The sequence below is a fragment of the Ralstonia mannitolilytica genome (genome assembly GCF_000954135.1).
GTDB classification, from domain to species: Bacteria; Pseudomonadota; Gammaproteobacteria; order Burkholderiales; family Burkholderiaceae; genus Ralstonia; species Ralstonia mannitolilytica.
In genome coordinates this window covers 157,817-182,126 of sequence record NZ_CP010801.1, presented here as the reverse complement: position 1 = coordinate 182,126, position 24,310 = coordinate 157,817, and the positions used below count along the sequence as shown (strand labels likewise).

Here is a 24,310-nt window from a genome sequence, read left to right as displayed (position 1 = left end):
CTACATGGACGAAAGTTGAAGGTAACGGCGGTCAAGTAGTCGATGCTTAGGGTGCGTCGACAACCGAATGATCCTACGCTCGCGCCACCGACCCACTGAAAGCTGAAAAACAAAAACCCCCACACAGCCGATCACGGCTGCATGGGGGTCTTGAGTGAATCAGTATGTGGCCTCGATGATCTTCGTCGCATCCACGCCGAAAGTCTCTGCAGCCTCCTCATAGATGTCGCGGATAGAAACGCCGACCTTCTGGATGGTTTCACCGCGGCGTATGAAAGCAGTGGCGTGACCAGTCAGATAGCGCAGCTTCTCTGCACCGATCTCCTGCGCAACCAGCACCTCGCCCTCCGCAACGAACGGCATGATGTGCTGCTCCCACGAAAACTCAGCTTCATCGGTGCCCTCCAGGTCGTCCTCGGGCACCTGCAAGGCTTTCGCCAAGCGGGCGAAGCCTTCGGGGTCAGCCTCACGGTCCGGGATGTTCGGAGACAACCAGCAGGGGAAACCGCCGTTGTCGGAGTCGCCTGCGCCGAAGCCGACGTGCAAGCCTCCCTCGATTTCCTTTTCCCACATTTCCAGATCGGCGCCGATGAGCTCAAGGTGCTCCTGCAATGCCTCAACTGTCACGCCATCGTTGAGGCGGACATAGTTCGTCCGTGCACTGCCATACCAATTTGCCATGTCTTGCTCCTTATAGTCCGGCGGAATTGCCGGGATTCGGGAATGGTTGTGCGATGCCAAAAAGAAAAAACCGACCCACGCTTGCGCGCAGGCCGGTTTTCGGGTCAATGCCCGAGTCCTTGGGGCCGTGATCAGGCCTCCAGTTCTTCGGTCAGGTGAACGGACTGAAATTGCTCGTCCGGGTAGGCGTAATGCGCCTGCTCAGTGCTCGGCATCGCTCCCTTCGAAGTACAGATCCCTCAGATCGATCGCCGTCCCCGCGCCGCCGTCGTAGAACAACACGCCACGGTCGCGCTCGAACCCGGAAGGCAGTTCGCCATCGGTGCTGACACTGGTGATCAGATCGTTGAGATCGATCGCTCGCGTCTCGCAGTCGTAGTCCGCGTTTTTGGGATGCCCACGGAACCAGAACGAGGTGTTCCCCGCCCCGTGCTGCGGATACACCACAAGCTCGCTGTCGCGCATACGCAGACTGTTATCCGGATCGCTCCAGATGCCATTGTCTGCGTCAACATGCGCCACCCGAATGCCGGCCGCCGAAGCAGCTGCCGACACGCGAGCGATCTTGGCCAGAAACTCCGGCTTGACCTCGATTGCAGCGTAAGACGGGCTATCCCCGTCTTGGTTGCACGCGAAGGCATCGATCACCAGCTGGTACGGCGTGAACGACGGGATTTCCGGAAGCGCCTTGCGTGCTGCCATGGCGTCCCCGGCCAGCTTCAGCGCCCCGATGACTTCTTGCGCGGGTACGATGTTCTGGCGTTCGGCCTCGTGAAGCATGGCCTCCAGACTCACGGCACCGCTCATGACGTTTCGCACCACCAGGCCCAGGTCTTCGCCAGACGGCTCGATGGCGACGTCGTTATCAATGACTCGCCCGTCGGGCGCCGAGATTTCAACAGCGCGCAGGCCGGTCCAATCGTACGACGGATCGAAAACGAGATTGCCGACAGCATCCGCCCTTGCCATGACCGCTTCGATGATCTGGCCATCGTTGGCGTCATCCGGCACTTCAATGACTTCGGTTGCGTAGGCGGGGGTGTCTTGGCCCCAGGTGACTGTCACTTTCATGTGGCTCTCCTCAAGGTCCGGCGAAATGCCGGGATTCGGAGATAGTTGCCTGGTAAGGACAGAAAAAAACCTGCGGCCTTCGGGGGACTATCTTTGGGAGCCTGCTACGCCTCGGGCATATCAAACTGCAGCACCGTGTCGTCCCGTGAAATGAGAACACGCTCGGCTGTCGTCTTGCACACCCAGGTCTGTTGCAAACAGGCGTTTGGCATACTCAGTGTCTGGACGTCGAACACCACCTGGCAGGCTCCGTACTCCCTACGCGCAGATTCGTACCGGATTGCACCCGTAGGCGGAATAAGGCTTCTGGCATGCGTTGCAAGCGCGTGACAGTGAGCGTAATTCTCGGGATCACGCCAGTTGGCGCGGTGCGCGTTCCAGGGCGGTTCGGTCAGATCCAACTCTAGCCCGCAAAAGTGTGCCTGGAAGAACGTCAATTCCACGACAAGCTGCGTGTCCTTGAGTCCCTCGCTGTCCATAAAGAATTTCCAGCGCCAGTGGGCGATTTCTGCCGCGACGGTCTCTGGCTCGTCGGCTCCGTACCAAGCACCGCCCTCACCTGGACGGCGAAAGCGCGAGGACCACTGAGAGACATAGCGAAAGGGGGTCGAAAGCAGATAGGGCGCCCCTTCGGCTTCGACAGGCAACGTTGGCTTGCTATCCTCAAGCAATTGCTCGAGTAGATGCTGCTCATCCAGAGAGTCCGCCAGACGCATCGTCGCAACGCGATGCTGCGCCTCCACCGCGCGCCAGAGATCGCGATGTTGGGTGCCAATCGATGCCAGCCATTCTGCGTGCCACTGCATCAGGCGATGGCGCGCGCGCCGTCCAGATAGCTCACCACCCGCACGAGGCCGTCCACCTTCTGGATCGCATCCTTCGGGACTTCGTTGAAGGCGCGGTTAAAGGAAGACATCCAGAGCTTGCGGTGCTGGTCGCTGTTACCGACCATGGCATCCAGAGAACGGTAGACACGCACGAGCAATGTCGCGAGCTCTGCTGGTTTGGTCCCGATCTCCAGTTGCCGCTGGCCGGCGGCCATGCGCGAGACTTGCGACTCGCTCACACCGACCACACGTGCAAGCATGGCGTTATTCAACCCCAGCAGGTCCGCTGAGCGCAGGGCGGCCTTCGTCAGCACCGCGCCGGCGGTCGCCTGATTCTGCTTCCCTACGATTGCGTTGGTTCCCATTTGTTGAGTCCGGTTTCTTGCTATAGAAATCATATATCGCGATTCTTTCATTGGCAATAAAAAAGCCGGGCATGAGGCCCGGCTGTTCTGTGGTTATGTGCTTCATTCGGCGCACCGAATTGGACATCCTTTGAGGCTTGCGCTTGAGCGGCAACCGCATCCGTGAACTGGCCTACGCGTTCTTGACAAACACGGTCACGATACGACCGCTGCCAACGTTCTGGACATCGACGTTGATACCTTCCAGTTCGCGGTCGCGAATGTCATCGAGCGTGAACTTTGCTGCTTCCTCGGGAGAATCAGCAGTGACGCTCATCTCCACCCGGCCGGTCCAGTCCTCGCTGTCCTCGCCCTGCGGCGAATTCAACGCCTCAAGGGCGGCACGCAGGTCAATCCGTCGTGCCTCCTCGATGCTCGCCATCAAGCAGCAATGGGAATCGAGGAAACCGTCCGAAGGCCGTTCGCATTCTTTGTACGGGGTGCCGTCATCCTTTTCGAAATCCCAGATGCTGAGATCAGCAATCTGTTTGACAAACCGCGCCCTTTCCTCCGAATGCTGCATGGCTTGCGATAGCGCGACCTGAGTGGCTTTCATAGCGATAGAAAGGCGGTTGATCACCTCCACCGCATCCTCCGCCACCCCTGGAATTGCCGACTCAACAGAGTGCTCTTCCGAATTGAGGAGGCGTTCACAGATTTTGTTGGCGTTGGCATGGTCTTCCACATTCTGGGACTGCTCGACTGCTTTGAGTAGCCGCACGTATTGCGTTAGATCCCAGAGTCGCGCGGAACTCACCACCATCAGATCGGCTTCGCAGCCTTCATTGCTGCCCGACTCGTTCAGCGCATCGGTCAAGTCAAACAACTTGTTCAAATTGCTCATGGAATTCTCCTTGAGTATCCAGCCGGGATTGGCTGTATTCCAGAGTGGTTGCCCTGCCGGGACATAGAAAATCGGGCCAATGAGAAAAGCCCCGTCTCCGAAGAGAACAGGGCCTGGTTGCTTGATTTACAGTCGCTTAACGACAGCGCACGCTGTGGCAGCGGGCCGAACAGCTTGCCGCATCGAGCCGGTCATCCCATAGGATGTCGAGGGCTTTCCGGTTCGCTTCAGGCTTATTGTCTGCCGCGACCTTGATAATGCCGAGCACCGTGACTGCCACGTCGTCGCCGACGGCTTCAACGGTCACCGAGTAGATCCCGGGCAGCTTGTCACCGATACGTTCCACGTCGCGCCCGAGGTGCGTTTTCGAGTAGTCCTCGTGGTCTTCGTCCTGCTCCAGCACGCGGCCGGTGCGCGGGTCAATCACGAAGAACTCGAAATCATCGAGCACATCCACGCCGATCTCCGAATGGAAGACATCGAGCGCCGCAGCTGCCATGCTGCCTTCGGACAGGCCGGTGGCCACCATGACCGAATACACGGCGGGCACATGCCTGTCCTCGTCGTCCAGGGCCTTCCTGTTCACCACGGGGATGGCGGCGATGGCTACATTGATGAAATCAGCCATGGATGACAGCCTGCGAAGCGCTCTGCGTTGCATTCGCCTCCAAGCCCAACTCCAACAGAGCCTCGGCGTCCCAGTCCTCCAGCTTGCACTGGGAATCAGACTCGACCGCATTGGCCCAGTCCGAAGCCGTCCGGACTTGCTCAATGCTAAGCGGCTCGATCTCAATGCCAACTTCGCGGTAGGTGCCAAATTCGTGCTGATTGGTGGTCAGCACCAGACTCACGCCAACTGGAGGCTGGCCATAGGCGCGCTCGATCTGGCGAATGAATGCTCTGCACTCGCTACGATTGCGCACGGCAAAATTCACCTCGCCGACCTGGGCCACGTCCGCGCAGGAAGGGCCAGCGCCGACCTCGATTACGTTCTTCATCTGGGGTTCTCCTCTCATCTTCGGCGGGGATTCGCCGGTTTCCCCTGTAGTTGTTGCGCGCGGCACATGAAAAAACCCGCCAGCGTGTGCTGGCGGGTTGTGTGATGGTGGTGTGATTCAGCTGACGAACGATCACGCGCTCGCTTGCTGCCCCTCTCTCTGGCCGCTGGCCTTCACGTACCAGGTCTCCTTACCTTGCTTGCGGTACGGTTCGAAGTCGATGTTCAAATCTTTGGCAGCCTTGGCATAGTCGATCGTGCCCTTGACCATGGATTTGATCACCGACACGCCATAGCCTTCGGCGCGGCCACCCTGCTTCTCTGCCAACTCAATGAGTTGCGCGCGCAGCGCGTCTTTCTCGCCTTCGAGGTCGCCAATTCTGTCGACCAGCTCCAGGTAGGCTTGCGCAAGCGGCTCCATGCCATCGCCAAGCGGAGGACGTTTCTCGAACACCGCCTGCCAGAAGTCCAGCAGACACGGCAGCAACCGCTTCGCCATCATCGCCAGTTCGCCCATGTCGACCGGCACGATGACCAGTTCGTCCTTATCCGGGTCGTAGCTCACGAAGAACGCTCGCTTGTCGTTGCCCCAGGACTCAGGCATACCCCAAGCGACCAGCGCCTGGTGCGCGATTTGTGGCACGTAGTAATCGACCACCTGGCCATTCTTGGCCATCTCGTGAACCTTCGCGGATGGCACCTTGATCTCGACGATCGTATTGCCATCCAGGCTCATGCCATCGAACGATGCCGAAAGCTGCGGAAAGGGTTCGCACTCGCCGAAGCAAGGCGACACCATTTCGCCCGTCTTCGCCTCATACGCCAGGCGGGCAGTTTCCTCGTACTGCCGACCCCGATTCATCGCGAAGTTCGATTTCTGCGGCGGCAGTTGCCCGGTTTTCTCCAGCCAGAGGGCGTGTAGAGACCGCGCCCACGACGGCTTGCTGCACAAGCCGCGTCCTGCTGCGATCACCGGTGCATCGGACGCGCCCAAATGCTGCGCACGCCAAGCGTGCCAAGCATCGTTGTCGGGCGAGCCCGAGGACGTGGTAAATGCAACCTGCTTCATTTTTTCCTCCTGCAAAGTCCGGCGGGATTGCCGGTTTTTCAGGAGTGGTTGCTCAGCGCGAAGAAGAAAAAACCGCCTGCGCTTTCGCGAGGCGGTTTGGTGGAACATCAATCGGCGGCTCGGAGCAGCTTCACAGCGATCGTTCTTTCGGCCTCACTCAATGAAGGATCGACCTGATCGCAAGTTTTATTGACGGCTTCGCGCGCCTGGACTTCGCTTCCGATCGCGAATCTGTACGTCTGCGCGCGGCTCCGCACCTCATCGACAATGGATTGGACTGACTTCAGGTCAATGCCACCATCCAGTTCGGCATATCCGCTCAACGAATATGTGTCGACCCAGGTTGCACTGCAGTTTTCGCACTTCACCGATTGCGAAGCGGTAGCTTCCTCGCCTTCGATATGCCCCTGGCAGGAAAGGTCATTGCTCCCGCAAGAGGGGCAATGACAACCACGACGGGCAATGAATTGCGCGTCGGTCATGACGCCCTTCTCCGGCGCCCATTCTGCCGTTGCCGGCGGCTGGCCAGCGGACGATTCGATGGCGCCGACGACTTGCGAGATCTGAGCGGCCATGCCCTGCAGACGATTCAGCGCGCATGTCGTGCTATCTGCGTCCTCTAGTTCACGAACGATGGCCAGAATCAGCGTGTCGCCGATTCCTTCGAACTCACGGACCGACCGCAGTGCGGAATACGTTCCGTCCTCATAGCCGCTGACTGCGATGCGCTGCAGCTTGTTCAGCGGTATCGCATCGCGCGGCTGACCTTCCGCTGTCGAGGGCTTCTGCTCGAGTAGCTCATTGCTACGCTTCAGCGCCTCGGCAATCGTCGCAAGGTTGCGCGCGATCGACGGCATAGTGCCCTCGAAAAAGTTGCGGCCCATCATGGTTTGAAAGAAGTCTGGTCCTGGCATACAGGTCTCCTGTGGATCTCGGCGGGATTGCCAAGGTTCGCAGGTGGTTGTCAGTGGGGGGCAAAAAAAAATCCCGCCTGTAGCAGACGGGATTGGTTGCACATCAGCAGTCACGCCGGGGCAATAGCGCCAGCCGATCGCCGGGCACAGGCCATAACAACCCGTTCACACGTGGGGACGTCGAACCAGCCAATGTGGCATTCATCGACGCACGCGATCCCAAGTTGGCCTGCAAGCCAAGCGTAGGCCTCCGAGCGAGTCATCTGCCTGGACTGCCACAGCGGATTGAATGCCGCCTTGGCTCGCTTGCGCGCCTCGCGGGTGGGTCCGTCCGCCAACGTCCCCAGGGGGATCGCGGTGAAGGGGTGCATTCCCACGTAGGCTCCGCAGCCGCAGCAGCGATACGCCCACGGCCAGTCGCCATATGGCCGCCCGTAGATCTTCTCGTTGCCGACGATCTCGACGGAGCCACCGCAGGCCTCGTGCACCTTCGGCGCCGGCAGCGGGTTCTGCACGCGCGCAATGGCACGGCGCGATGGATTCCAAGGTGTCTTCTCACGCATGGTCCTGCTCCTGCTGCGCGGCGCCAGGGGCGCGGGCTTTGCGGGGCCACTTTGCAGTCAACGCGTAGCCCTCGCGTTGGGGTTCCGGTGTCGAACCAGCCCCGAAGAGAAATTCTTGGCGCTCGACGGGAATGCGCGCCAGCGTCTTGCCGACTTGCGCGGCCAGGCGCACCGCAGACAAGCCGATGAAAGCGGGCACATCGTTTTGCATGTTGATCTCCTGTAAAGGTCCGGCGGGAGCGCCGGTTTTCCAGGATGGTTGTCTCGCGCTGCCGAAGAAAAAGCCCGCTCCATGTAGGAAGCGGGCTCTGGTCGAAATCAAGGCGCGGAATGCACGCCTGGAGTGGTTGGCTCCTGCTGCTGTGCGGGCGCGGCGGCACACTGGTTCCATCGCGCTGCATCCTCCGACACGCCCGCCCGCTGGCCAGAAAGGTCAGTAGCCGAAGAGGAAAGAATGGCGCGCAAGACCTTCGCAGCGGCCGCGGTCGCCGAAGGGAGGAGCTCGTCAAACTCGCCCTGTACGGGACCGACGTTCACCGTCTTGTCGTAGCATTCGAGCCCGTCGGCAATCGCCTCGATGTCTTCTCGGCTGTACCCTCCTAGCTTCAGATCCCCAGCGCCATCATGGCTGGAGGACCGCTCGCACAGCGCCTTCAGATTTCGGATTGCGCCCTCCGGCACGTTGGGCTTACTCCATGTCAGATATGGCCGCCAGTTCCCGTACTGGCCGTCAGCTAACAGGGTGCCGGCCAGTTCGTAAGACCAAGCCACCGGCTCGGCGCCGACCAGAGCAGCCTGCAAGGCCGCCTCAAATTCTGCCTGCGAATAGACTTTTTCCAATTTCATCTCCCGATTGATGTCCGGCTAATCGCCGGGGTTCCACGTTGGTTGTCATGCCCGACCATAAAAAAGCCCGCCTCCTCATCGAGGAAGCGGGCTTAGTACGTATGTCAGGTTTGGATCAAGCCTGGCATCTCCTCAGGCTTCGGTCCCGGACCGTGCACAGTAGGCTCGCACGCAACGTGATGCAGAACGGCGCGTACCGCTTGCACGAACGTCTCGCGAGTCAGACGCCAGGGGAAGTCACCGATGGCACCGCGGGCGATGCGGATAATCTCCTCATCGCTCGGCTTCCTTTGCACCTGGGATGTCATGCGAAAAGCTCCATTTGGTTGACCTCGAACAAGCGGTCCTTGCCCCATACTGACCGGCCATCGAGGGTGAATCCGTTGAGGTAGTAGTCGCCGCCCTTGCCGCACGGCCGGCGCACGACCAGGTGGTAGTGCTCCTGCGACGGGCGCTCCCGACCATTGATTTGGTCGTGGTATTCGACGCAAGTACATGGGCCGTCGATCTCTCGAACGACGTAGGGGCCGGTGCCATAGTTCGTGCGCAGGTGAGCACCGATGGTGACGATGTGCTGTCCAGTCATGGTGTGCCCCTCCCCGCTTATTGCCGAACTGGCGGCTTCTCGCCAGGTGCTGCCGACCGGAGGACGTAGCATTCGCCAGCGACAGGAACGATCTGGCCGGACTCATCCATGTCCCAACACGAAGGGCCGGCGCTTTTGACGCCTCCGCCAACAATCTGGATCGGCGGACGCTCAGGCTTGTCTTCGGTTCGAAGCGTGCCTGGAGCCGGACGGAATTCGCTGTACAGAGTGACCACGGTTACATCGTGAGCGTTTGCCGCAGGCTGCGGCACTTGTGCTTGCGATGCCATTGAGACCAGCATCGACAGCATTGCAGCAAGCATCGGGCGGCAGCCCTGAGTGAAAATGGGTGCAATCATTTGGATCTGCTCCTAAATGTCCCGGAATGCCCGGGGGTTCGGTATTGGTTGCGGCCACGGGCAAAGAAAAAACCGCCGAGCCTTGCGGGCACGGCGGTTCCTCAGTTCAATGTCCTTGCGCTTGGAACGTCGAAGTCCCAGACGTCCAGTGACTCCTCCTCGTCTGCGCATGACCGGCACGGAAAACTTTCGGCCACATCAATGAGCGGCATTAGGCAGATCGGTACGCCCGACGCGTTGAAGATCGAGAGCATTGCGCCCTGCTCCACCACGCAATTGCCGCCCTCTGGAACGTGAACGCTCAGGCCCGAGAAGGTGACAATCAGCGTGTCCCGCGCGCACGTAATCCGCTGGCCAACCCAAGCGGTTTCGAACATTGGCACCATCACGCGGCTACCTCCATGTCGATCTGCGTCAGCAGGGCGATGAGCTTCTGGTGCAGTGTCTGCAGCGTCGAGTCGTTGTGCACCACGGCATCGCACAGCGAAGAGTGGTCCTGCTCGGTAACGTGCGCCCCTGGCTCGATGCCAGGCCGATTGATCCAGACGATGAAGGCGTCGAGCTCACGCAGCATCGCGAACTCATTGGGCAAGCGCGTATCCGTGACGCACACGCGCTTTCCGCTTGCGACTAGGCCCCGGATGCGATCGCGCAGGATCTTCACCCAGTAGTCCGGGTCTTGCGCCCGCCGGCCCATTCCAACTTCGATCAGCAGATCGCGCAAAGACTTCCCGCTCAGGAAATCCTGAGGCTTCTCCTTGTCCTCATCGGCGATTCTGCGAGCCTGAGGGTATTGCGCAAAAATCTCTTCGCGCAGCGCGTCGGCGAAGGCCACGGTCACGTAACCGGCCGCGCGCAGCGCATTGGCTGCTGTGTCCTTGCCGCTGCGCTTGATACCGGCTAGGCCAATGATGTTGCTCTTCATGACTCTCTCCTTTCTTTCCGGCAACAGGCCGGTTTCGCAAATGGTTGCGGTAAGCCGGCAAAGAAAAACCGCCCTGACATACTGATGTCGGGGCGGTTGGTTGGTCAGGCAGCCTTGGGTTCCAGCGCACGCATAGCGCGTTGGATCTCCGCTGCGGTCAGGGTGTCAAGCGCCAAGCCGGGCTTGCCGAGCCAGGTCATCAACGAGTCTTCGGACCGGTCGACTCGCGAAAGCGTTTCGCGCAACGCGTTGATCGCCTCGACGGAGGCTCCTGCGGGCTGCGACCCACTGCCAACGAACGTGGTCTGCAACGCCTCCAGGTCTTCCTTCGCGTAGACGTTCAGGCCATAACCGGACTGCACCGCGATGCCCTTTGCAAGACAACGCATGACGGCGCGGTTCCAATCGTGCGGCGTCGGGGTCGTGAGCGCCATGTGCTCGCGCCGTTTGCCGTTCACCTCGACGACACCCATGATGGGCAGCATCTCGATGTGGCTCTGGCCCTTGTAGGTCACCTTGACCGAGACCATATAGCTCTGGCCAATGACGACGTACGGCTGCTCGCCAATCTCCCCGCTGACCGGGTCAACCGACTCATACTCGATCACCTCCCAGCTGAACTCCGGGTCGGTGATCCGGCATGCCGCCAGCGCGGCGGGCCATGAAACGTACGACGGCCCCTTGTCACCCCCCTTTTTCACGGTCAGGGGCGCCATCTTTGCGAGGTCAGTTGCTGGACCTACGTTGAGGGCGCGCAAAAACGCCGCTGCCTCGTCGTACTTGCCGTACAGGCCAAGTCCAACACCAAGCACCGAGGCAATCGCCTTGGCGCGGCAGCGATTGATCGCGTCGTTCACGTCGCGAGACGTCAGACGCGAGGTCGGGACCGCTTCGTTGCGCGCATCGAGGATCGGCAGCCAGGTCCGATGTCCGTTCATGTCGATGGCCACGACCGCCCCGCCCAGCAACGTACGCGCAGGATTGCCCTTCCACATCACCACGTTTTGCTGCGGGCGCTCAGCGATGGCGAGCGCAGCGGCCCACGGAATGTAGGACTGGCCGTTGGCGTCAGCGACGAGCTCCTTGTATTGCACCTTGATGCCTTCGATGAATTCCATCTCTTTCTCCTGTCATGGACCGGCGGAATTGCCGGGATTCAGGACTGGTTGTCAGGACGGAAAGAGAAAAAGCCTGGCACACAACATCAGCAATATGTTTGTTTCATAAAGATTGCCAAGATGCGCAACGTAAAGCATACTTTGTTTCCAACATCGGAGGAAGAGCAAGATTTCGCAACGTCATGGCTGAAGCGACCCTGAACGGCGAGGTGCTACGCGTCACGTTTCGCAGCGAGGAGAACGACTGGAGCGTTCTCGTACTGCGCAACCCCGACCGCAACGGCCCGCCGGAGATCCACTGTGTCGGCGTGACCAACGCCGGTCCGGGGCAGTTTGTGACTGCCACCGGCAAGTGGACTCAGCGCAATGGCTCGCCGCAGTTCAAGGCGGACCGCATCACCGCGACGAACCCGACCACCCCCGAAGGCATTACCGCCTACCTGGGCTCGGGCACGATTGCCGGCATTGGTCAGAAGAAGGCCGCCGCACTGGTCGCCGCCTTTGGTGTGGATGTCCTGCGCGTGCTGGATGAAGAGCCCGACAAGCTCATTGGAATCAAGGGCTTCGGCCCCGCCACGGTCGAGCGCATCAAGGCGGCATGGGATGAGCAGCGGCAGGTGCGCAGCATCATGCTGTTCCTGCACAGCCAGAACGTCTCCGCCGCCCTCTGTCGGCGCATCTACCGCGCCTGGGGCGACAAGGCCGTCCAGCTAATCCAGTCCGATCCTTTCCGGCTGTGCCTGGAGATCCGCGGAATCGGCTTCAAGACGGCGGACACGATCGCCAAACGCCTGGCCATCCCCACGGACAGCCCGCAGCGCATACGCGCCGGCATGATCTACGTCATGCAGGAGGCCGTTGGCCAGGGGCACGTCGGCGTCCCCCGCCCGAAATTCCTTGAGCTCAACGTCGAGGCGCTCGGTGTCGGTGCCGAGTGTATTGCGCCCATCCTCGATGCGGACCTGAATGACCAGGTCGACAATCCGCAGTTCGTGCAGCACGAGGACTGCGTCTGCTTCCGCTGGCTGGCCGCCGCCGAGGAATTCGTCTGCGAGCGCCTGATCGAGAAGGCCGATCTGATGGCGCCATGGAAGGAGCCGGCTGGCGGCACCGCTGCGCTGATTGCGCGGATAGAGACGCGCGTGAACATGAAGCTGGCCAACAAGCAGCGCCAGGCAGTGGTCATGGCGCTCAACAGCCGCGTGTGCGTCATCTCAGGCGGACCCGGTGTCGGCAAGACGGCGACCACCAACGTCATTCTGGCGGCCATGCGCGAGATGGGGCTGAACGTGGCTGTGGCGGCCCCTACGGGCAAGGCTGCACAGCGCGCGTCCGAGGCCACTGGGCAACCAGCCAGCACGATTCACCGTCTGCTCGGCCTCAAGGGGGGCGACTCCAAGGAGTTGCAGCAGGTGCAGGCGGACGCGCTGCTGATCGACGAGATGTCGATGGTGGACGTGCCGCTGATGCGCAACGTGATGCGCGGCCTGAAGCGCGGCACCGCCCTGATCTTGGTAGGCGACGTTGACCAGCTTCCCTCGGTTGGGCCCGGCAACGTGCTGGGCGACATTATCCGCAGCGGCCGGGTCCCGGTCGTGATCCTGGACGAGGTTTTCCGGCAGGCCCAGGGCAGCCTGATCATCCGAAACGCGCACGCCATCAACCATGGGAAGAACCCCGAGCAAGGCGTGCACGGTGACGATTTCTTCCTCATGACGGAGAAGAACACGACAAGCTTGAGCGACGCCTTGTCGATCAAGGACGAGGATGCCGTGCCGGCCGCCGTCGCGCAGGCCTGCGCGGATGTCATCCGGGATCTGATCACGAACCGCTTGCCGGCCAAGTTCGGCTTCGACCCGGTGCGCGACATCCAGGTGCTCTCGCCGATGAACAAGGGCGCATGCGGAGTTGGAGCGCTCAACGAAGCGTTGCAGCAGGCCATCAACCCTCATCCGTCGGCCGTCGTTCGCCGCTATGGCGCGTGCTTCGGTGTTGGCGACAAGGTCTTGCAGACCCGCAACAACTACGACCTGGAGATCTTCAACGGCGACATGGGCCTGGTTGAGGCCGTCGATGACGACAACTCGGTCCTGCACGTGTCGTTCGACGGCAAACACGTGGCAGTGCCGTTCGACGATCTGGACGACATGCGCCTGGCGTACGCGATGACGATCCACAAGTCGCAGGGCTCGCAGGCGCCGGCGGTGATCATTCCGATGGTCACGCAGCACTGGGCGATGCTCCAGCGCAACCTGCTCTACACAGGTGTCACGCGGGCGCGAAAGCTGGTGGTGCTGGTGGGCCAGTCGCGCGCGATCGCCGCGGCCGTGCGCCAGCGCGATGCGGCCAATCGCGTGACGCGCCTTTGCCAGTTGCTGGCGAACAAATCGCAGGAGGACGAGACAGGAATTTTTCGCCTCGTGGCGTGAGAGATCACGCTGAAGTGGGGGCGAAGAGAAAGGGGGGGTTTTTTTTATTTTCGTGCCAACAACCAATAGGGAAGCGTTTGAAGCTCCCCGTTCTGGGAAGCGGCGTTTTCATCCAAGGAGCAATCATGTCTCTCATCACCATCAACACGAAACAAGTCAGCGGCGCCCTGTTCAACGAGAAAAACGGTCGTGAACTCTTCGTCGCCCGCAACACCAAGTCCCCGGTCATCATGACGGGCTATGTCGGCGCTGGTGAAGTCAAAGGCGAGGACGGCAAGTACAGCCCGACCGAGTACGGCCGCCTGACGATGGAGGCTGCGTTGGCCGGCGAAGGCGACAACAGTCGTCTGGTGCTGTCGATCGGCGGCGGCGCGCTGCGTGGCGTCCTGTTCCGCGCCAAGAAGGATGGCGTGAACTACGACTACCAGGGGATGATCGAGGACGGCAACGGCTTCGAGTACCCGGTCTTCGGTCGCAAGATCGACGGCGAGCGCGGTCAGTTCATCGCCCTTTCCTCGATGGACAAGGCGAAACGCGAAGAAAACGGCAGCGCCAGCAACGCCCCGGCCCGCAAGGAACACGAGGCTGTGCCGGCTGAGCAGGACGAGGGCCTGCCGTTCTGATTCGCCCGTAGCAGCACACTTCACCAAAGCCCTGACCGAGAAATCGGCAGGGCTTTTTCATCGTCTGGCAGTACAACTATTTACGAACACCGGCGCTTTGCCGGATCCAAAACTGGAGAAATGCGATGAGCGGAACGTATGGCTTATTGGCCTGGGAGTATTGCAAGAAGCGGTTATCGTTGCAGGTGCTCAAGTCGAACGCGGGCTTTTACATTGGCACGTTCGATAGCGAGGAAGGTCCATGCTCTCGCGAGTCTGTGGAGTATTTCCGCACGCGCGAACAAGCGCAGATGGCGCTCGATGACAGCACGTGGACGCAGAAGCTTACGCCGTGATTCGACGGCGACCGAATGATCCAGATCCAGCCAGGCCTTGCGCCTGGCTTTTTTCATGCCTCGATCGAGCAACCATTTTCGAACACTCGGCACTGTGCCGACCTGGACTCAAAGGAGAAGGCAATGATTTTGATGGTGCACAACAACGGAGGCTCCCCAAAGTGGTGGGCCAAGGAAGGTAAATTCGGACGAGGCTCCGCCATGTGGGGGCCGATCGAATACATGCACCTCGGCAAGACTGAGGGCGAGACATCGGCGACCTGGCTGGACAAGCAGAAAACGGGCTATGACGTAGTGGTTGACGGCATTCCGGCCTCGACGCTGATGTTGTTGAGTGGTTCCTACAGTTCTGCCAGCAATGAAGCGATCGCGGGGGTGGCTGACGTGCTCATCAGTTGCGAGCGTTCGAGCGGCGGGGTTGCGATGAGCTCGTTGGCACGCGTTGCCAAGCACGTTGCAGAGCAGTGCTTGGACAGCCACCCTCACCTGCGCGCAATGTGGGATGCCAAGATGGATGCGAATGGCGCGCCAGTCGATGCCGTGCTGGTGGAGCCGCCAGTCAGCGTGGCCGAGATGTTGCAGGACCTTGGCAAGCACCTGAGGGAACCGGTAGCCACTGAAGCCGCCCCGTCCCCTTGGGAGTTCTGAAGTAACGGAAATGGCGCCCGCGCGCACCGCAAAAGCCGCAAGGCCGAGCGCCGCGCCGCCTAGAATTGCCTGATTATGAATGCCCCTCCGAGTCTTCTCGGAGGGGCATTTTTCTTTGCGCTGATTTGGGGGCGCTTACCAGTCGGTGACCAGTCGTGGCACGCTTGTTTTCGATGGGCTCAGTTCGAGCCCGGCCTTGGTGGGCCGCACGCCGGCGGGATAAACGGAGAGCACCTGCTGCAGCTGCTTGCTGATCCCTTCCTTGAACTTGCGATCGCGCCCGGCTTCCGATCCGAATTGCAGCTTCAGCGCTTCCCACGGCACGGTCACTGGAGCCTTCAGTGAGAACATGCGGTAGGTCAGCCAGCAGTACAAATCGAGCGCCATCGGCGATTGTCGCAACGCTCGCAGAGCACGCAGATCGATAGGCACCGGCGTGCTGACAACCTCGTCGTAGAAGCGCTCCGAGAGTGTCACTGTCGACTGCCACAGGCCCGCTTGGTCTGGGCGCTGGGGGTCCCACCAGAGCTCGGTGTCATCGGCGATCAAAAACGGCTTATGTGCGAAATCGCTCCCCTGCCCTCCCCCATAGACTATTGCGATGTGGGCTGCAAACAGCCGCTTCATCTGCTCGCGGATACGCGTGATGTTCCCGCGTGGCCCACCGTTCTGCGAGGTGTAGCCGAGGGACTCCAGAAAGTCGGTAAGGCGGTTCCCTAAAACGAGTTGACGGGATTTGGTTCGAAAAGCTTCGGTGGCAATCCAGGCGAGCAGCAAGCGCGGATAAGAACCATATGGAAAGCCAATGCTTTGGGCTTCGTTGTTCTCGTCAAAATACATGCCTGGTTGGATCACCAGACTGACGTTGCCCGCGCGGCGGCCCCAAGCGCGCAGATCTGCTGAAGGTTCCCTGTACGGTAACGTTGCCTGAACCAGCGCGCGGCCCATGAAGCCAATGGTTCCAGCCGCTTTCGCGTCGGCTAGTTCCATTGCTTGTGCCTCCTCGTATAGCCTTGCAGCGATCGTAGGACGAATCACTTGGCCACCGGGGGCAGTCAGGTCTGGTTGTTTGCTCTGTGGCTTTGCCATGCCTATCTCCACGTTTGCGACGGTATAGCACGCACGCAAACCGCAGTCACGCTGATCTGGGGGCGATTGTTTTGACTTTGGCTGTATCTCTTCCATCGTGGTGGACGGCGTGCGTATGGTGGGCAACCGGAGGTTGTCCACAGAAGCGCGTCGTCTTACCAGTAAATCTATGAAGTTAATACCTAATATCAGTAAACTAGATACGGAATTTTCTCTTTAAATTCAATGGTTTGTGAAAATTTTAGCCCTTAGATCAGCGTTAAAGCGCCCCTAGATCAGCGTACGTTCGCCCCTGGATCAGCGCTGCAGTGCCCCCACTTCAGCGTGGCGACGCCCCTGGATCAGCGTGAATAACTGTGGTTTTCCACAGGCCTTATCCACAATCCCGGTAAGAAACAGCGCCCCCACATCAGCGTAGCCCTCGCGGCCGGCCCGCATCACGAGATCGTCGGTGCGTTTTGCCCCCAGATCAGCGTCGGGAGATCGCGCAAGCGCCCCCAGATCAGCGTGACATCCAAAGCAAAGCGCCCCCAGATCAGCGTGGCATCGTCGCTCTCGCCGACGCGGCGGCAATACCGCTCGAGCCGCATTGAATAACCGCGTTGATCGCATCGGCCGGGGCCGAGCGCCCCTAGTTCAGCGTTGATCCAAATACGCCATTTAGTAACTGCGCCCCTAAATCAGCGTGACCGGTCGACAGCAACGCCCCCAGATCAGCGTGAAAATGGTTGTGTGGCGAAGATCGCGCCCCCAGATCAGCGTGAAAACGCCCCTAAATCAGCGCGGCTCAGGAGCCTGCTTTAAAAAGCGCCCCTAAATCAGCGTTGAAAGTGTCCCATTTGGGACACCTTGCAGCGGAAATATTCGAGTGGTGCCCTCAAATCAGCACTGACTCAAGGAGGCGCGCATGTACGCGCCCCGAGATCAGCGTGACAGTGTCCCAGCTGGGACACTTATTCGTCGGCGGCCAGCAATTCAGTCAGAAAGGCGTGCAGACGCTTTGCCTTGCTCTCGGGCAGCGCTACCTGCGAGACCTTGATGACGAATTCTTTGGGCGTCGCGACGATCGAACCGACGCGCGCTCCTTCGTGTATCAAGTAGGTTGTCGGCTCGGCTTCCGTTCTGCTCCGCCGCTCCGCGATACTCTGCTGGAGGAATGCGACCACCTTGCCCTGCTCGAGTTTGCCGGCCTCAACGAGATCCAATGCTTCTAAAAGTCTCGGGGCAAGTTTGGGCACTGCCTTGATGGCCTGCGAAATCTCGGAGGCTGCGCTTCTGCCGATCAACCCGGGATTGACTCGTAGCCGGTCGATCACGGGTTCAGGCAAGTCGCGGAACGCAAGGTATCGGTAGAGCTCCGAGCGCGAGATATTGATGGCCTTGGCGAGATGGGCCCGTTTCGGGAATTCCACCTCCAAGCGACGCAGACCTTCTGCTACCTCGAAATCAGTCAGCGCCTCGCGATCAATGTTTTCTGACAACGACATGGCCGCGGCTGTAGCATCGTCTACATCGACGATGATCGCCTCAATGGTCGGCTTGTTGAGCAGACGATGCGCGCGCAGACGCCGCTCGCCAGCGATGAGCTCATACGCTTCACCCAACGGGCGCACGATAATCGGTTGCGTCAGACCTATGGCCGCGATCGATTCCGCCAATTCACGAATGCTGGCTTCCGTGAACTTCATGCGCGGCTGGTAGCGGCCTGGCTGGATGCGTTGAAGCGGGATTTTGGTGTGCTGGCGGCCTGCGTCAAAATCCACGGCGTAGTCCGCATCGCGATGCTGCTTGATGTTTGCGGCAGCCTGCCGCGCCAGCATTTCCTTGATGCTCTTGCTCACGCTTCAGCCCCTTCGATCGGTGTCTCATCTCCGACCTTGAGCTTGAGAGATTGGGCCAGCGCTTGCGCGAGCGCGCGGAACTGGCGCGCTGGTTTGGACCCCCGATCGATGCCGTGCGCGCTGGTCTTCATCACGACAGCCTGTCGAACCGCCGTGCCCTGAGAAATCTTTTCTGGCAACAGCGCACCAAAGGTTTGTTCGGCTTGGCCTGCGAGCAGCTTGCAGATGGTCTGGCGGTCGTCGTATTTAATGAGCAAAGCGCCTAGCATTTCGAGATTCGGGTTGATCCTGCGGATCTGTGCAACCTTTTTGAGCAGATCCTCTGCGCCGTACAGGCCATACTGATCGCCGGCCTCGATGGGCACGATAACGTGCGTAGCCGCGGCGAGCGCGTTGCTCGCCAGCAGCTTCAGGCTCGGCGGGCAGTCGATGAGGATGACATCGAAGACCGAGTCCGCTGGCAACAGCTTGCTGCGCAATTCTTCGTTTGGCCGCGGCGACAAGTCTTTAAGTTCGTCTTCGGCCTTGCCGAGTGCCAGACTGCCCGAAATCAGGCAGACACCATCGATGGTGGTGTCGTCTTGGACCGAGGGCGCAAGCAGGCTGTGGTCGCCGGTCAGCAAATCAGCTGCGGAGACTTCGACGTTGGAGGGGTGGACCTTGCCGATATGGAGTGTGGCGTTTGCCTGAGGGTCCAGATCGACAACCAGGACGCGATTGCCTTGCCTGGCGAACTCCGCGGCCAGGTTGACTGTCGTGGTCGTCTTCCCGCAACCGCCTTTGTGGTTGACGATCGCAATCACTTTGGCATTCTTGAATTCACTCATGGATCGTGTACGTTGTTGATGATTTCCGTGCACGATAGACGTAACTATCAGGCAAGGCAAGGATTGACTGTGAAAGTGTCCCATTTGGGACACTTTTCGATGGTATGGGCTGCTGTAAAGGGAAGGTGCGGCAAGTTAGGAGGGCTGTTCGGCGCTTTGCAGCCAAGGCGAACTATTTGCGGTGTTCGTTATTGCAGTATCTTGTGCGCGGACATTCCGGAGTCGCCGCTGAAGTGTCCCAGTTGGGACAGTTTTGAGGTGCGGGGTAGGGGAGTGGCATCACCCTACAGTAGGCGCGCGAAACAGAGGTAGGTTGTCCCAGCCCTGTCTTCGGTTGACTGTCCCAACTGGGACACTTTGCAAGCGAAGGACGACATTCGCGAGCATTCGAGCCCGATCCGATAACAATTCTCGTCGGGAAAAGGGCGGATTAAAAACTGTCCCAGTTGGGACACGGTGCTAATGCCCGGCAACAGCCACGTCAGACCGAGCCAGCAGGGTAGGGGGCTACTTTCGTAAGATGTTGTCGAGCATCAGCCCATCGCTGACATCGTGCGCCAGATCATCCATCTCCTCGTGCGTGTATCTGCGCGTCGTATTGATGTCCTGATGCCGCAGCACGCGCTGGACATTCGTTACTGATTTTCCAGAGCGCAGCAGGTGTGTGGCTGCACTGTGGCGCAGCCAGTGGGTTGAAGCGTGCTCCAATCCGTCGGCGCTGAGCTCGTCGCCTAGGTCCCTGAGGAGGTCGGCCGCCTGCTTGAAAGCGTCCTTGACGATCGCGTAGATGCCGTGGCGCGTTGTCACCCCTCGCTGCAGCAGAAGTTGCAGATCGAGGCTGCCATGCGGCTTCACACGCTTGCGCTTGCCGCCGGCGATGCAGGGGATGACCGCTATCGTGTCGTTGGCCTTCGGCTCCGGGCCCAGGCCGATCGTGCGGCGAAACGCCGAGATTTCCTCCATGGCCGCGTCGCACGGCACTACCTGGTTGTCGCCGCTCTTGGCGTGCCGAACAACGATGACCCAGTAGGGGCCATGTTTGCCATCCCGGCGCTGGAAGTCGGACCACCTGAGTTCGGCCATCTCCGACGCGCGCAAGCCAGTTTGGAAGGCGAGGGCGATCACCATGCGATCACGGTCCTGCTTGAGTCGATCCCAGAACATCTCGGCAGGCCTGGCCGCAATGGCGTCGAAAACGGCCTTCAGCTGCGTGATGTTCAAGTAACGCTGCTGCGTGCCCGGGCCGCGGTTTTCGCGTGAACGGGGAGGGCGGGGGAGAGGGTTGACCCGGATCGCTTGCTGATCGACCAGCCAGTTGAAGAAGCTCCTGGCGATGATCGCGCTTTGCTTGACTGACGCGGCTGAGGGCGGCTTACGGAACGGCCGCCAGGCACCGGAATTCTTCGTGCGCGAGTCGCCGATGGCGTGCTCCGGCGGTGACGCGAGAAATGTGAGATAGGCGTTGGCAGTTGGCTTATCCCACGCCTGAAATCGACGCTCGACCGCGTTCGCGAACCAAAGCAGACGCCGACCTTCCAGGCTGTATTGGCTCAGCGTGTTCTGGCTGATTCCCATCCCAGCGTTGAACAGATCCTTGAGCCATTCGCCAAGCAACTGCTCGTCAGTGCTGACGTCCTGCAGCACCGGGCTGATCAGCGCATTGCTTGGCGTGCGTGGAACTGGCGTCAGATTGTTCATGTGTGCTCCATAAGGCATTTTTTGCCCCATGACGATCTATGGAACGGGATACTAAGCTTATTTTACCATTAGTGGAATAATGGTAAAGCGTAGTCCTAATGCGTAGTGTAAAAAGTATTCTAATAAGTAGCCGATGAGTGCTACGATAGGTGAAATTTCCAGCAACAGCTGTCAGCTGAGCCACGATGCCCCGCACACCGACTTCGTTTCCCGACGCCCAGTTGCAGGCCATCCTGCTGTCCTTACAACAACTGGACGTGCGGTATCCCTATCCGGATAACCGCAATTTCTTGCGGCATGCGCTCGATCAGATCGAACGCATTGCTGGCCGGAGCTACGGCGAGAAGGTATTTCGAAGGCTGATGGCCACGGCCGGCATCACGAATCGCCGTCCGAGCGCGCAGACATTCCTGGCGGTGCAAGCCGAGCGCCGGGCCGCGAAAGACGGGACGCAGGCGATCACGCCCGAAGTTCGCGACGACTGGCTGCGCGGCTACGTGCACAAGGAGATCCAGGTCGCCGTGCGTGAGATCGTGCCGCCCGCCCAGGCAGCAGCTGTCCCCGAGACGAAAGCGCCGTCGAGTGGTGACGCGAACAGCGCCTGGTTGTCTCAGCACTGCGAGCGGCTGGAAGACGAAAACCATGCGTTGCGCGGCCAGCTGCAGCAGGCGCTTGAGCGAGCATCGGCAGCTGAAGCTGAAGCGAACTCGTTGCGGAATCAGTTGGCCGAGGCCAAAGCAGAGGCGAGTGCTCGTGAAAGCGAGCTTACTGGCAGCGTCGGTGGCCTGCCGAGCGCGTTAAGTGCGCTTGCAGACAGACTCGAGGGCGCAGAGCGTAGGCGCATGGTCGAGACCGACAGTATCCGTCAGGCCTTTATTGAAGAACGCAACATGCTCAGGATCCGTATCGAGTCGCTTGAGCGCGACTTGGCAACAGCCAGGACCGCCGTGGATGCCTATCGGCGCGGCGCCGGTGGCGTGCCGACACCACCGAAGCGGTAGCTCTTGCCCATCAGTTCTGCCCGTCATTGAAGCCCCATGCGCGCACAGAGAGTGTCCCAATTGGGACACTTTGTTCTGCTGATTGCCATACCATGATTTCCTAGAACGGACTAAACTAACTGAACTTAGTTTAATCGGAGTCGGTCATGGAAATCGTCAACATCCACGACGCGAAGACGCACCTGTCGCGTCTGGTCGACAAGGCAGCCCGAGGCCAATCCTTCGTGATCGCCAAGGCTGGCAAGCCGCTGGCCAAGGTGACCGCTCTCGATGCGCCCGCTCAGCCGCGCCGTGTTGGCTTCCTGGTCGGCGAGATCGCAGTGCCGGCGGACTTCGATCGCATGGGTGCCGATGCCATTGAACAGATGTTCGGGGGCGACGCGTGAAGTTGTTGCTCGATACTCATCTGCTGCTGTGGGCCGCTGGCCAGCCTGACAAGCTGTCGCGCGACACGCTCGCTCTCATCCAGGACCCGACGCACGAGCTGGTGTTCAGCGCTGCCAGCCTGTGGGAGGTGGCTATCAAGCGAGGACTGGGCCGGCAGGACTTTCGCGTTGATCCCAGGCTGCTACGCCGAGGGCTCTTAGACAATGGCTATCTGGAATTACCCATCACCAGTGAGCACACGGTCATGGTCGATAGCCTGCCGCCTTTGCACAAGGATCCATTCGACCGCATCCTGGTGGCGCAGTCGCTGGTGGAAGGCATCCTTCTAGTTACGGCCGACCCGATCGTAGCGCAGTACAGCGGCTCGATCCGCAAGGTTTGACAAGGTGATGGGATCGCGCATGAAACCACTTACCAAATGGCTTGCTTGCGACACCTGCGGGGTGCTGCGCCATCACACGCCGGACGCCCCGGCGATGACGCCGTTTGGCGCCGACCAACCGACCGAGAACTGGATCTGCTCCACCTGTCGTGCTGTCCATCCGCTCACGAAGCCAGGCACCGATCAGGCTGTGCGAGAACACCTGGAGCAGCGCGGCCAGTTACGCCTGTTTGTCTGAATTGCGCGTGGTCACTTCACCATCCCGGCTGGGTGCGGGCAATCGGTGCGGCCGGTGTTGCGCCCAAAGATACCTTGCGATGATTTTTCGCACTGGATCGAGATCGCCGCATCCTGCCCACGCATTTCCATCAACCGCTCTCTGCGTGCAGCGACCTGCCGCTCCGCGCATTGAGAAAACTCTGGTGTGCCACGGGTGTACCCCATTGCTTCGCAGTCACTAGCTGCCCGCTGGGCCGCACAACCAGCGAGAGCAACCATGGACGCGGAAATGATCAGCAGATATTTCATCTCTCCCCCTTTCGATTGGTGAGGCATTTTTGTCTTTACGACCGGCACGCCGGCCGGTAAGCGGCTCATCTTCTGCCGGCACCGCCCGCGTATTTCCTCAGTGCATTGTCTTCTACTGCTTAATCCACGCCTGGGTGTGACAGAGATCCGTCGTAACAACCCCATAGTACGAGGGAGCGTGGTGCGATTCGTACACAGACTTGATGACTTCCTTCGCCCGGACGGGGTCGAACCCGTTGAAGCTGGTCTCGTTCTTCTCTCCGTCAAGCGCTCCGCTGAGAGAGTGTTGCCACATCATCCCCTCTGCAGCCTCTTTGGCTAGCCCGCCGTTTCGCATTTGGGCTACCTGCACTGCATACAATCCCCAATCAGTGCAAGACGCGTGCGATGACAGCGGTATCGCTGCGATGAGCAAGGCAAAAGCTATTGTTCGTTTCATTGCGGTCTCTGTCTGGTAGCTGGTTTTCACCGGCCATTGATGGCCAGCACAGCGCGGTGCGATGAGCGAGCAGCAACAAGACGGCGGCCAGTTCGCATCGGCTCATATGACTCCCGATCACGCGCCAATGAAGCGCTCCCGAAACGCTCGTCGGCCCTGGTCGTAAGGCACGGGGTTGGTGGCGTGCGGGACTGGCGCGTTTCTGTCACCGATAAGATAGTTGATTCGGTATGTGCAGTTACCGGACGGGTGCAGCATCCCGCCGATGACCCGTTCTGGACTCAGGACGCGCTCGTGGATCAGGCGATCGAGCACCTTCTGGACCTGTGGCCCGAGACCGACAAATACGGCTTCCTTGAGCTCCTCGACCTCCGCCGCAAAGTATTCGAGCAGGTATTTCCGCAGCAGCGGATGCTTGGTCATATCTGGAGTGCCACGGTAATCACCGTCCTTGACGAACACCGGATAGCGTAGGAGAGAGGTAGTCTGCACCAAGTGCTGTGACCTGGAGAATAGGTCGGCCGAATCGCTCAGGCCGAGCCACTTTTGGAAGCCCCAATGGTTGAGTTGATTGATCAGGTTACTCCGCAGCGGCTCGCCACTGAAAGCGCCGACGCTCTTTCCGGCCTGCATCGCCTCGATGCTGGACTTGCCCGCCTGAAGAGCGCGCCGCGCCTCGTTGTTGGCATTGACCATCTGGGTGGGGCCCGGTGTGATCCCGACCAGCACGAGCCGTGCACTCGGGTTGATGTATTCGAAGGGCGCATAGTAGATCTTCACGTCGCCGCTTGCATCCATCAATAGGCGTGGGTCACGCACCACTGGAGGTGTCGACGCACAGAGCACCGGTGCGTACTTTTCGATCAGATCCGTTTTCAT

The 24,310-nt window shown here is 60.1% G+C and carries 32 protein-coding genes; 8 read left to right on the top strand and 24 right to left on the bottom strand.

The window, feature by feature from the left end; translation table 11 throughout:
- Window positions 1-159: 159 nt before the first annotated feature.
- The 17 genes from TK49_RS23660 to TK49_RS23860 all read right to left on the bottom strand — a co-directional run bounded on the left by TK49_RS23660 (window position 160) and on the right by TK49_RS23860 (window position 11,204).
- Entirely contained in the window at window positions 160-681 is a 522-nt protein-coding gene (locus tag TK49_RS23660) for a hypothetical protein (RefSeq protein ID WP_024542417.1), read from the bottom strand.
- A 201-nt stretch (window positions 682-882) separates the two neighbouring features.
- Window positions 883-1,752 carry a hypothetical protein gene (locus TK49_RS23655; protein WP_024542418.1) on the bottom strand — a complete coding sequence of 290 codons (870 nt, stop codon included), beginning with the start codon at window positions 1,750-1,752 and terminating at the stop codon, window positions 883-885.
- A 104-nt stretch (window positions 1,753-1,856) separates the two neighbouring features.
- On the bottom strand, window positions 1,857-2,558 hold the full coding sequence (locus TK49_RS23650; protein ID WP_024542419.1) for an RES family NAD+ phosphorylase: 702 nt from the start codon (window positions 2,556-2,558) through the stop codon (window positions 1,857-1,859).
- On the bottom strand, window positions 2,558-2,944 hold the full coding sequence (locus TK49_RS23645; RefSeq protein ID WP_024542420.1) for an antitoxin Xre/MbcA/ParS toxin-binding domain-containing protein: 387 nt from the start codon (window positions 2,942-2,944) through the stop codon (window positions 2,558-2,560). Before TK49_RS23645 ends, TK49_RS23650 begins: the two co-directional genes overlap by 1 nt.
- Before the next feature lie 172 nt (window positions 2,945-3,116).
- Window positions 3,117-3,827 (bottom strand): hypothetical protein, encoded by a 711-nt coding sequence (locus TK49_RS23640; RefSeq protein ID WP_045220687.1) that lies wholly within the window; start codon window positions 3,825-3,827, stop codon window positions 3,117-3,119.
- A gap of 136 nt (window positions 3,828-3,963) precedes the next feature.
- Window positions 3,964-4,455, bottom strand: coding sequence for a hypothetical protein (locus tag TK49_RS23635; protein WP_045220685.1), 492 nt, complete (start codon window positions 4,453-4,455; stop codon window positions 3,964-3,966).
- Window positions 4,448-4,825, bottom strand: coding sequence for a hypothetical protein (locus tag TK49_RS23630; protein WP_045220683.1), 378 nt, complete (start codon window positions 4,823-4,825; stop codon window positions 4,448-4,450). Before TK49_RS23630 ends, TK49_RS23635 begins: the two co-directional genes overlap by 8 nt.
- Window positions 4,826-4,957: 132 nt before the next feature.
- Window positions 4,958-5,893, bottom strand: a complete 936-nt coding sequence (locus TK49_RS23625; protein ID WP_045220681.1) for a lambda-exonuclease family protein — start codon at window positions 5,891-5,893, stop codon at window positions 4,958-4,960.
- Window positions 5,894-6,000: 107 nt separating this feature from the next.
- The gene (locus TK49_RS23870; protein ID WP_052698657.1) at window positions 6,001-6,807 is read right to left on the bottom strand and encodes a hypothetical protein; all 807 of its coding nucleotides are present in this window, start codon (window positions 6,805-6,807) and stop codon (window positions 6,001-6,003) included.
- A 110-nt stretch (window positions 6,808-6,917) separates the two neighbouring features.
- Complete coding sequence (locus TK49_RS23615) at window positions 6,918-7,370, bottom strand: zinc-finger-containing protein (protein ID WP_024542424.1); 453 nt, start codon at window positions 7,368-7,370, stop codon at window positions 6,918-6,920.
- A complete protein-coding gene (locus tag TK49_RS23610; RefSeq protein WP_024542425.1) occupies window positions 7,363-7,581 on the bottom strand; it encodes a hypothetical protein in 219 nt (72 codons plus the stop codon). The genes TK49_RS23615 and TK49_RS23610 overlap by 8 nt, the downstream gene beginning before the upstream one ends.
- 107 nt (window positions 7,582-7,688) lie before the next feature.
- Complete coding sequence (locus tag TK49_RS23605) at window positions 7,689-8,210, bottom strand: hypothetical protein (protein ID WP_157774053.1); 522 nt, start codon at window positions 8,208-8,210, stop codon at window positions 7,689-7,691.
- Between the two features lie 310 nt (window positions 8,211-8,520).
- Window positions 8,521-8,802 (bottom strand): hypothetical protein, encoded by a 282-nt coding sequence (locus TK49_RS23595; RefSeq protein ID WP_024542428.1) that lies wholly within the window; start codon window positions 8,800-8,802, stop codon window positions 8,521-8,523.
- 17 nt (window positions 8,803-8,819) lie between these two features.
- Window positions 8,820-9,161 carry a hypothetical protein gene (locus TK49_RS24735; protein ID WP_024542429.1) on the bottom strand — a complete coding sequence of 114 codons (342 nt, stop codon included), beginning with the start codon at window positions 9,159-9,161 and terminating at the stop codon, window positions 8,820-8,822.
- Between the two features lie 101 nt (window positions 9,162-9,262).
- Complete coding sequence (locus TK49_RS23590; RefSeq protein ID WP_157774052.1) at window positions 9,263-9,538, bottom strand: hypothetical protein; 276 nt, start codon at window positions 9,536-9,538, stop codon at window positions 9,263-9,265.
- An 8-nt stretch (window positions 9,539-9,546) separates the two neighbouring features.
- A complete protein-coding gene (locus TK49_RS23865) occupies window positions 9,547-10,086 on the bottom strand; it encodes a deoxynucleotide monophosphate kinase family protein (protein WP_024542431.1) in 540 nt (179 codons plus the stop codon).
- A 104-nt stretch (window positions 10,087-10,190) separates the two neighbouring features.
- Window positions 10,191-11,204, bottom strand: coding sequence for a Sak single strand annealing protein (locus TK49_RS23860; protein ID WP_024542432.1), 1,014 nt, complete (start codon window positions 11,202-11,204; stop codon window positions 10,191-10,193).
- Between the two features lie 98 nt (window positions 11,205-11,302).
- On the opposite strand from TK49_RS23860, the gene recD2 reads away from it, so the two are divergent.
- The 4 genes from recD2 to TK49_RS23560 all read left to right on the top strand — a co-directional run bounded on the left by recD2 (window position 11,303) and on the right by TK49_RS23560 (window position 15,239).
- Entirely contained in the window at window positions 11,303-13,633 is a 2,331-nt protein-coding gene (gene recD2 / locus TK49_RS23575) for an SF1B family DNA helicase RecD2 (RefSeq protein ID WP_157774051.1), read from the top strand.
- 125 nt (window positions 13,634-13,758) lie between these two features.
- Window positions 13,759-14,256, top strand: a complete 498-nt coding sequence (locus tag TK49_RS23570) for a hypothetical protein (RefSeq protein WP_024542434.1) — start codon at window positions 13,759-13,761, stop codon at window positions 14,254-14,256.
- A gap of 125 nt (window positions 14,257-14,381) precedes the next feature.
- On the top strand, window positions 14,382-14,591 hold the full coding sequence (locus TK49_RS23565; protein ID WP_024542435.1) for a hypothetical protein: 210 nt from the start codon (window positions 14,382-14,384) through the stop codon (window positions 14,589-14,591).
- Between the two features lie 15 nt (window positions 14,592-14,606).
- Window positions 14,607-15,239 carry a hypothetical protein gene (locus TK49_RS23560; RefSeq protein WP_024542436.1) on the top strand — a complete coding sequence of 211 codons (633 nt, stop codon included), beginning with the start codon at window positions 14,607-14,609 and terminating at the stop codon, window positions 15,237-15,239.
- Window positions 15,240-15,374: 135 nt separating this feature from the next.
- Here the strand turns inward: TK49_RS23560 and TK49_RS23555 are convergent, their stop codons facing one another.
- The 5 genes from TK49_RS23555 to TK49_RS23540 all read right to left on the bottom strand — a co-directional run bounded on the left by TK49_RS23555 (window position 15,375) and on the right by TK49_RS23540 (window position 20,694).
- Window positions 15,375-16,328 carry a replication protein RepA gene (locus tag TK49_RS23555; RefSeq protein WP_027693155.1) on the bottom strand — a complete coding sequence of 318 codons (954 nt, stop codon included), beginning with the start codon at window positions 16,326-16,328 and terminating at the stop codon, window positions 15,375-15,377.
- A 437-nt stretch (window positions 16,329-16,765) separates the two neighbouring features.
- Complete coding sequence (locus TK49_RS24730) at window positions 16,766-16,918, bottom strand: hypothetical protein (protein WP_157774050.1); 153 nt, start codon at window positions 16,916-16,918, stop codon at window positions 16,766-16,768.
- 363 nt (window positions 16,919-17,281) lie between these two features.
- On the bottom strand, window positions 17,282-18,169 hold the full coding sequence (locus TK49_RS23550; protein ID WP_024542438.1) for a ParB/RepB/Spo0J family partition protein: 888 nt from the start codon (window positions 18,167-18,169) through the stop codon (window positions 17,282-17,284).
- Window positions 18,166-18,996, bottom strand: coding sequence for a ParA family protein (locus tag TK49_RS23545; RefSeq protein ID WP_024542439.1), 831 nt, complete (start codon window positions 18,994-18,996; stop codon window positions 18,166-18,168). Before TK49_RS23545 ends, TK49_RS23550 begins: the two co-directional genes overlap by 4 nt.
- Before the next feature lie 507 nt (window positions 18,997-19,503).
- Window positions 19,504-20,694 (bottom strand): tyrosine-type recombinase/integrase, encoded by a 1,191-nt coding sequence (locus TK49_RS23540; RefSeq protein ID WP_024542440.1) that lies wholly within the window; start codon window positions 20,692-20,694, stop codon window positions 19,504-19,506.
- Window positions 20,695-20,879: 185 nt separating this feature from the next.
- On the opposite strand from TK49_RS23540, the gene TK49_RS23855 reads away from it, so the two are divergent.
- From TK49_RS23855 to TK49_RS24380, 4 genes are all read left to right on the top strand, one after another.
- Window positions 20,880-21,695: a hypothetical protein gene (locus tag TK49_RS23855; protein ID WP_024542441.1), complete on the top strand. Its 816-nt coding sequence runs from the start codon at window positions 20,880-20,882 to the stop codon at window positions 21,693-21,695.
- A 146-nt stretch (window positions 21,696-21,841) separates the two neighbouring features.
- The gene (locus TK49_RS23530; protein WP_024542442.1) at window positions 21,842-22,081 is read left to right on the top strand and encodes a type II toxin-antitoxin system Phd/YefM family antitoxin; all 240 of its coding nucleotides are present in this window, start codon (window positions 21,842-21,844) and stop codon (window positions 22,079-22,081) included.
- Window positions 22,078-22,464: a type II toxin-antitoxin system VapC family toxin gene (locus tag TK49_RS23525; RefSeq protein WP_024542443.1), complete on the top strand. Its 387-nt coding sequence runs from the start codon at window positions 22,078-22,080 to the stop codon at window positions 22,462-22,464. The genes TK49_RS23530 and TK49_RS23525 overlap by 4 nt, the downstream gene beginning before the upstream one ends.
- A 19-nt stretch (window positions 22,465-22,483) precedes the next feature.
- Window positions 22,484-22,702, top strand: coding sequence for a hypothetical protein (locus tag TK49_RS24380; protein ID WP_029738228.1), 219 nt, complete (start codon window positions 22,484-22,486; stop codon window positions 22,700-22,702).
- 11 nt (window positions 22,703-22,713) lie between these two features.
- On the opposite strand, the gene TK49_RS23520 is transcribed toward TK49_RS24380, so the two are convergent.
- Both TK49_RS23520 and TK49_RS23510 read right to left on the bottom strand, forming a co-directional pair.
- Window positions 22,714-22,992, bottom strand: a complete 279-nt coding sequence (locus TK49_RS23520) for a hypothetical protein (RefSeq protein ID WP_157774049.1) — start codon at window positions 22,990-22,992, stop codon at window positions 22,714-22,716.
- Between the two features lie 556 nt (window positions 22,993-23,548).
- Window positions 23,549-24,310 (bottom strand): hypothetical protein, encoded by a 762-nt coding sequence (locus TK49_RS23510; protein ID WP_024542445.1) that lies wholly within the window; start codon window positions 24,308-24,310, stop codon window positions 23,549-23,551.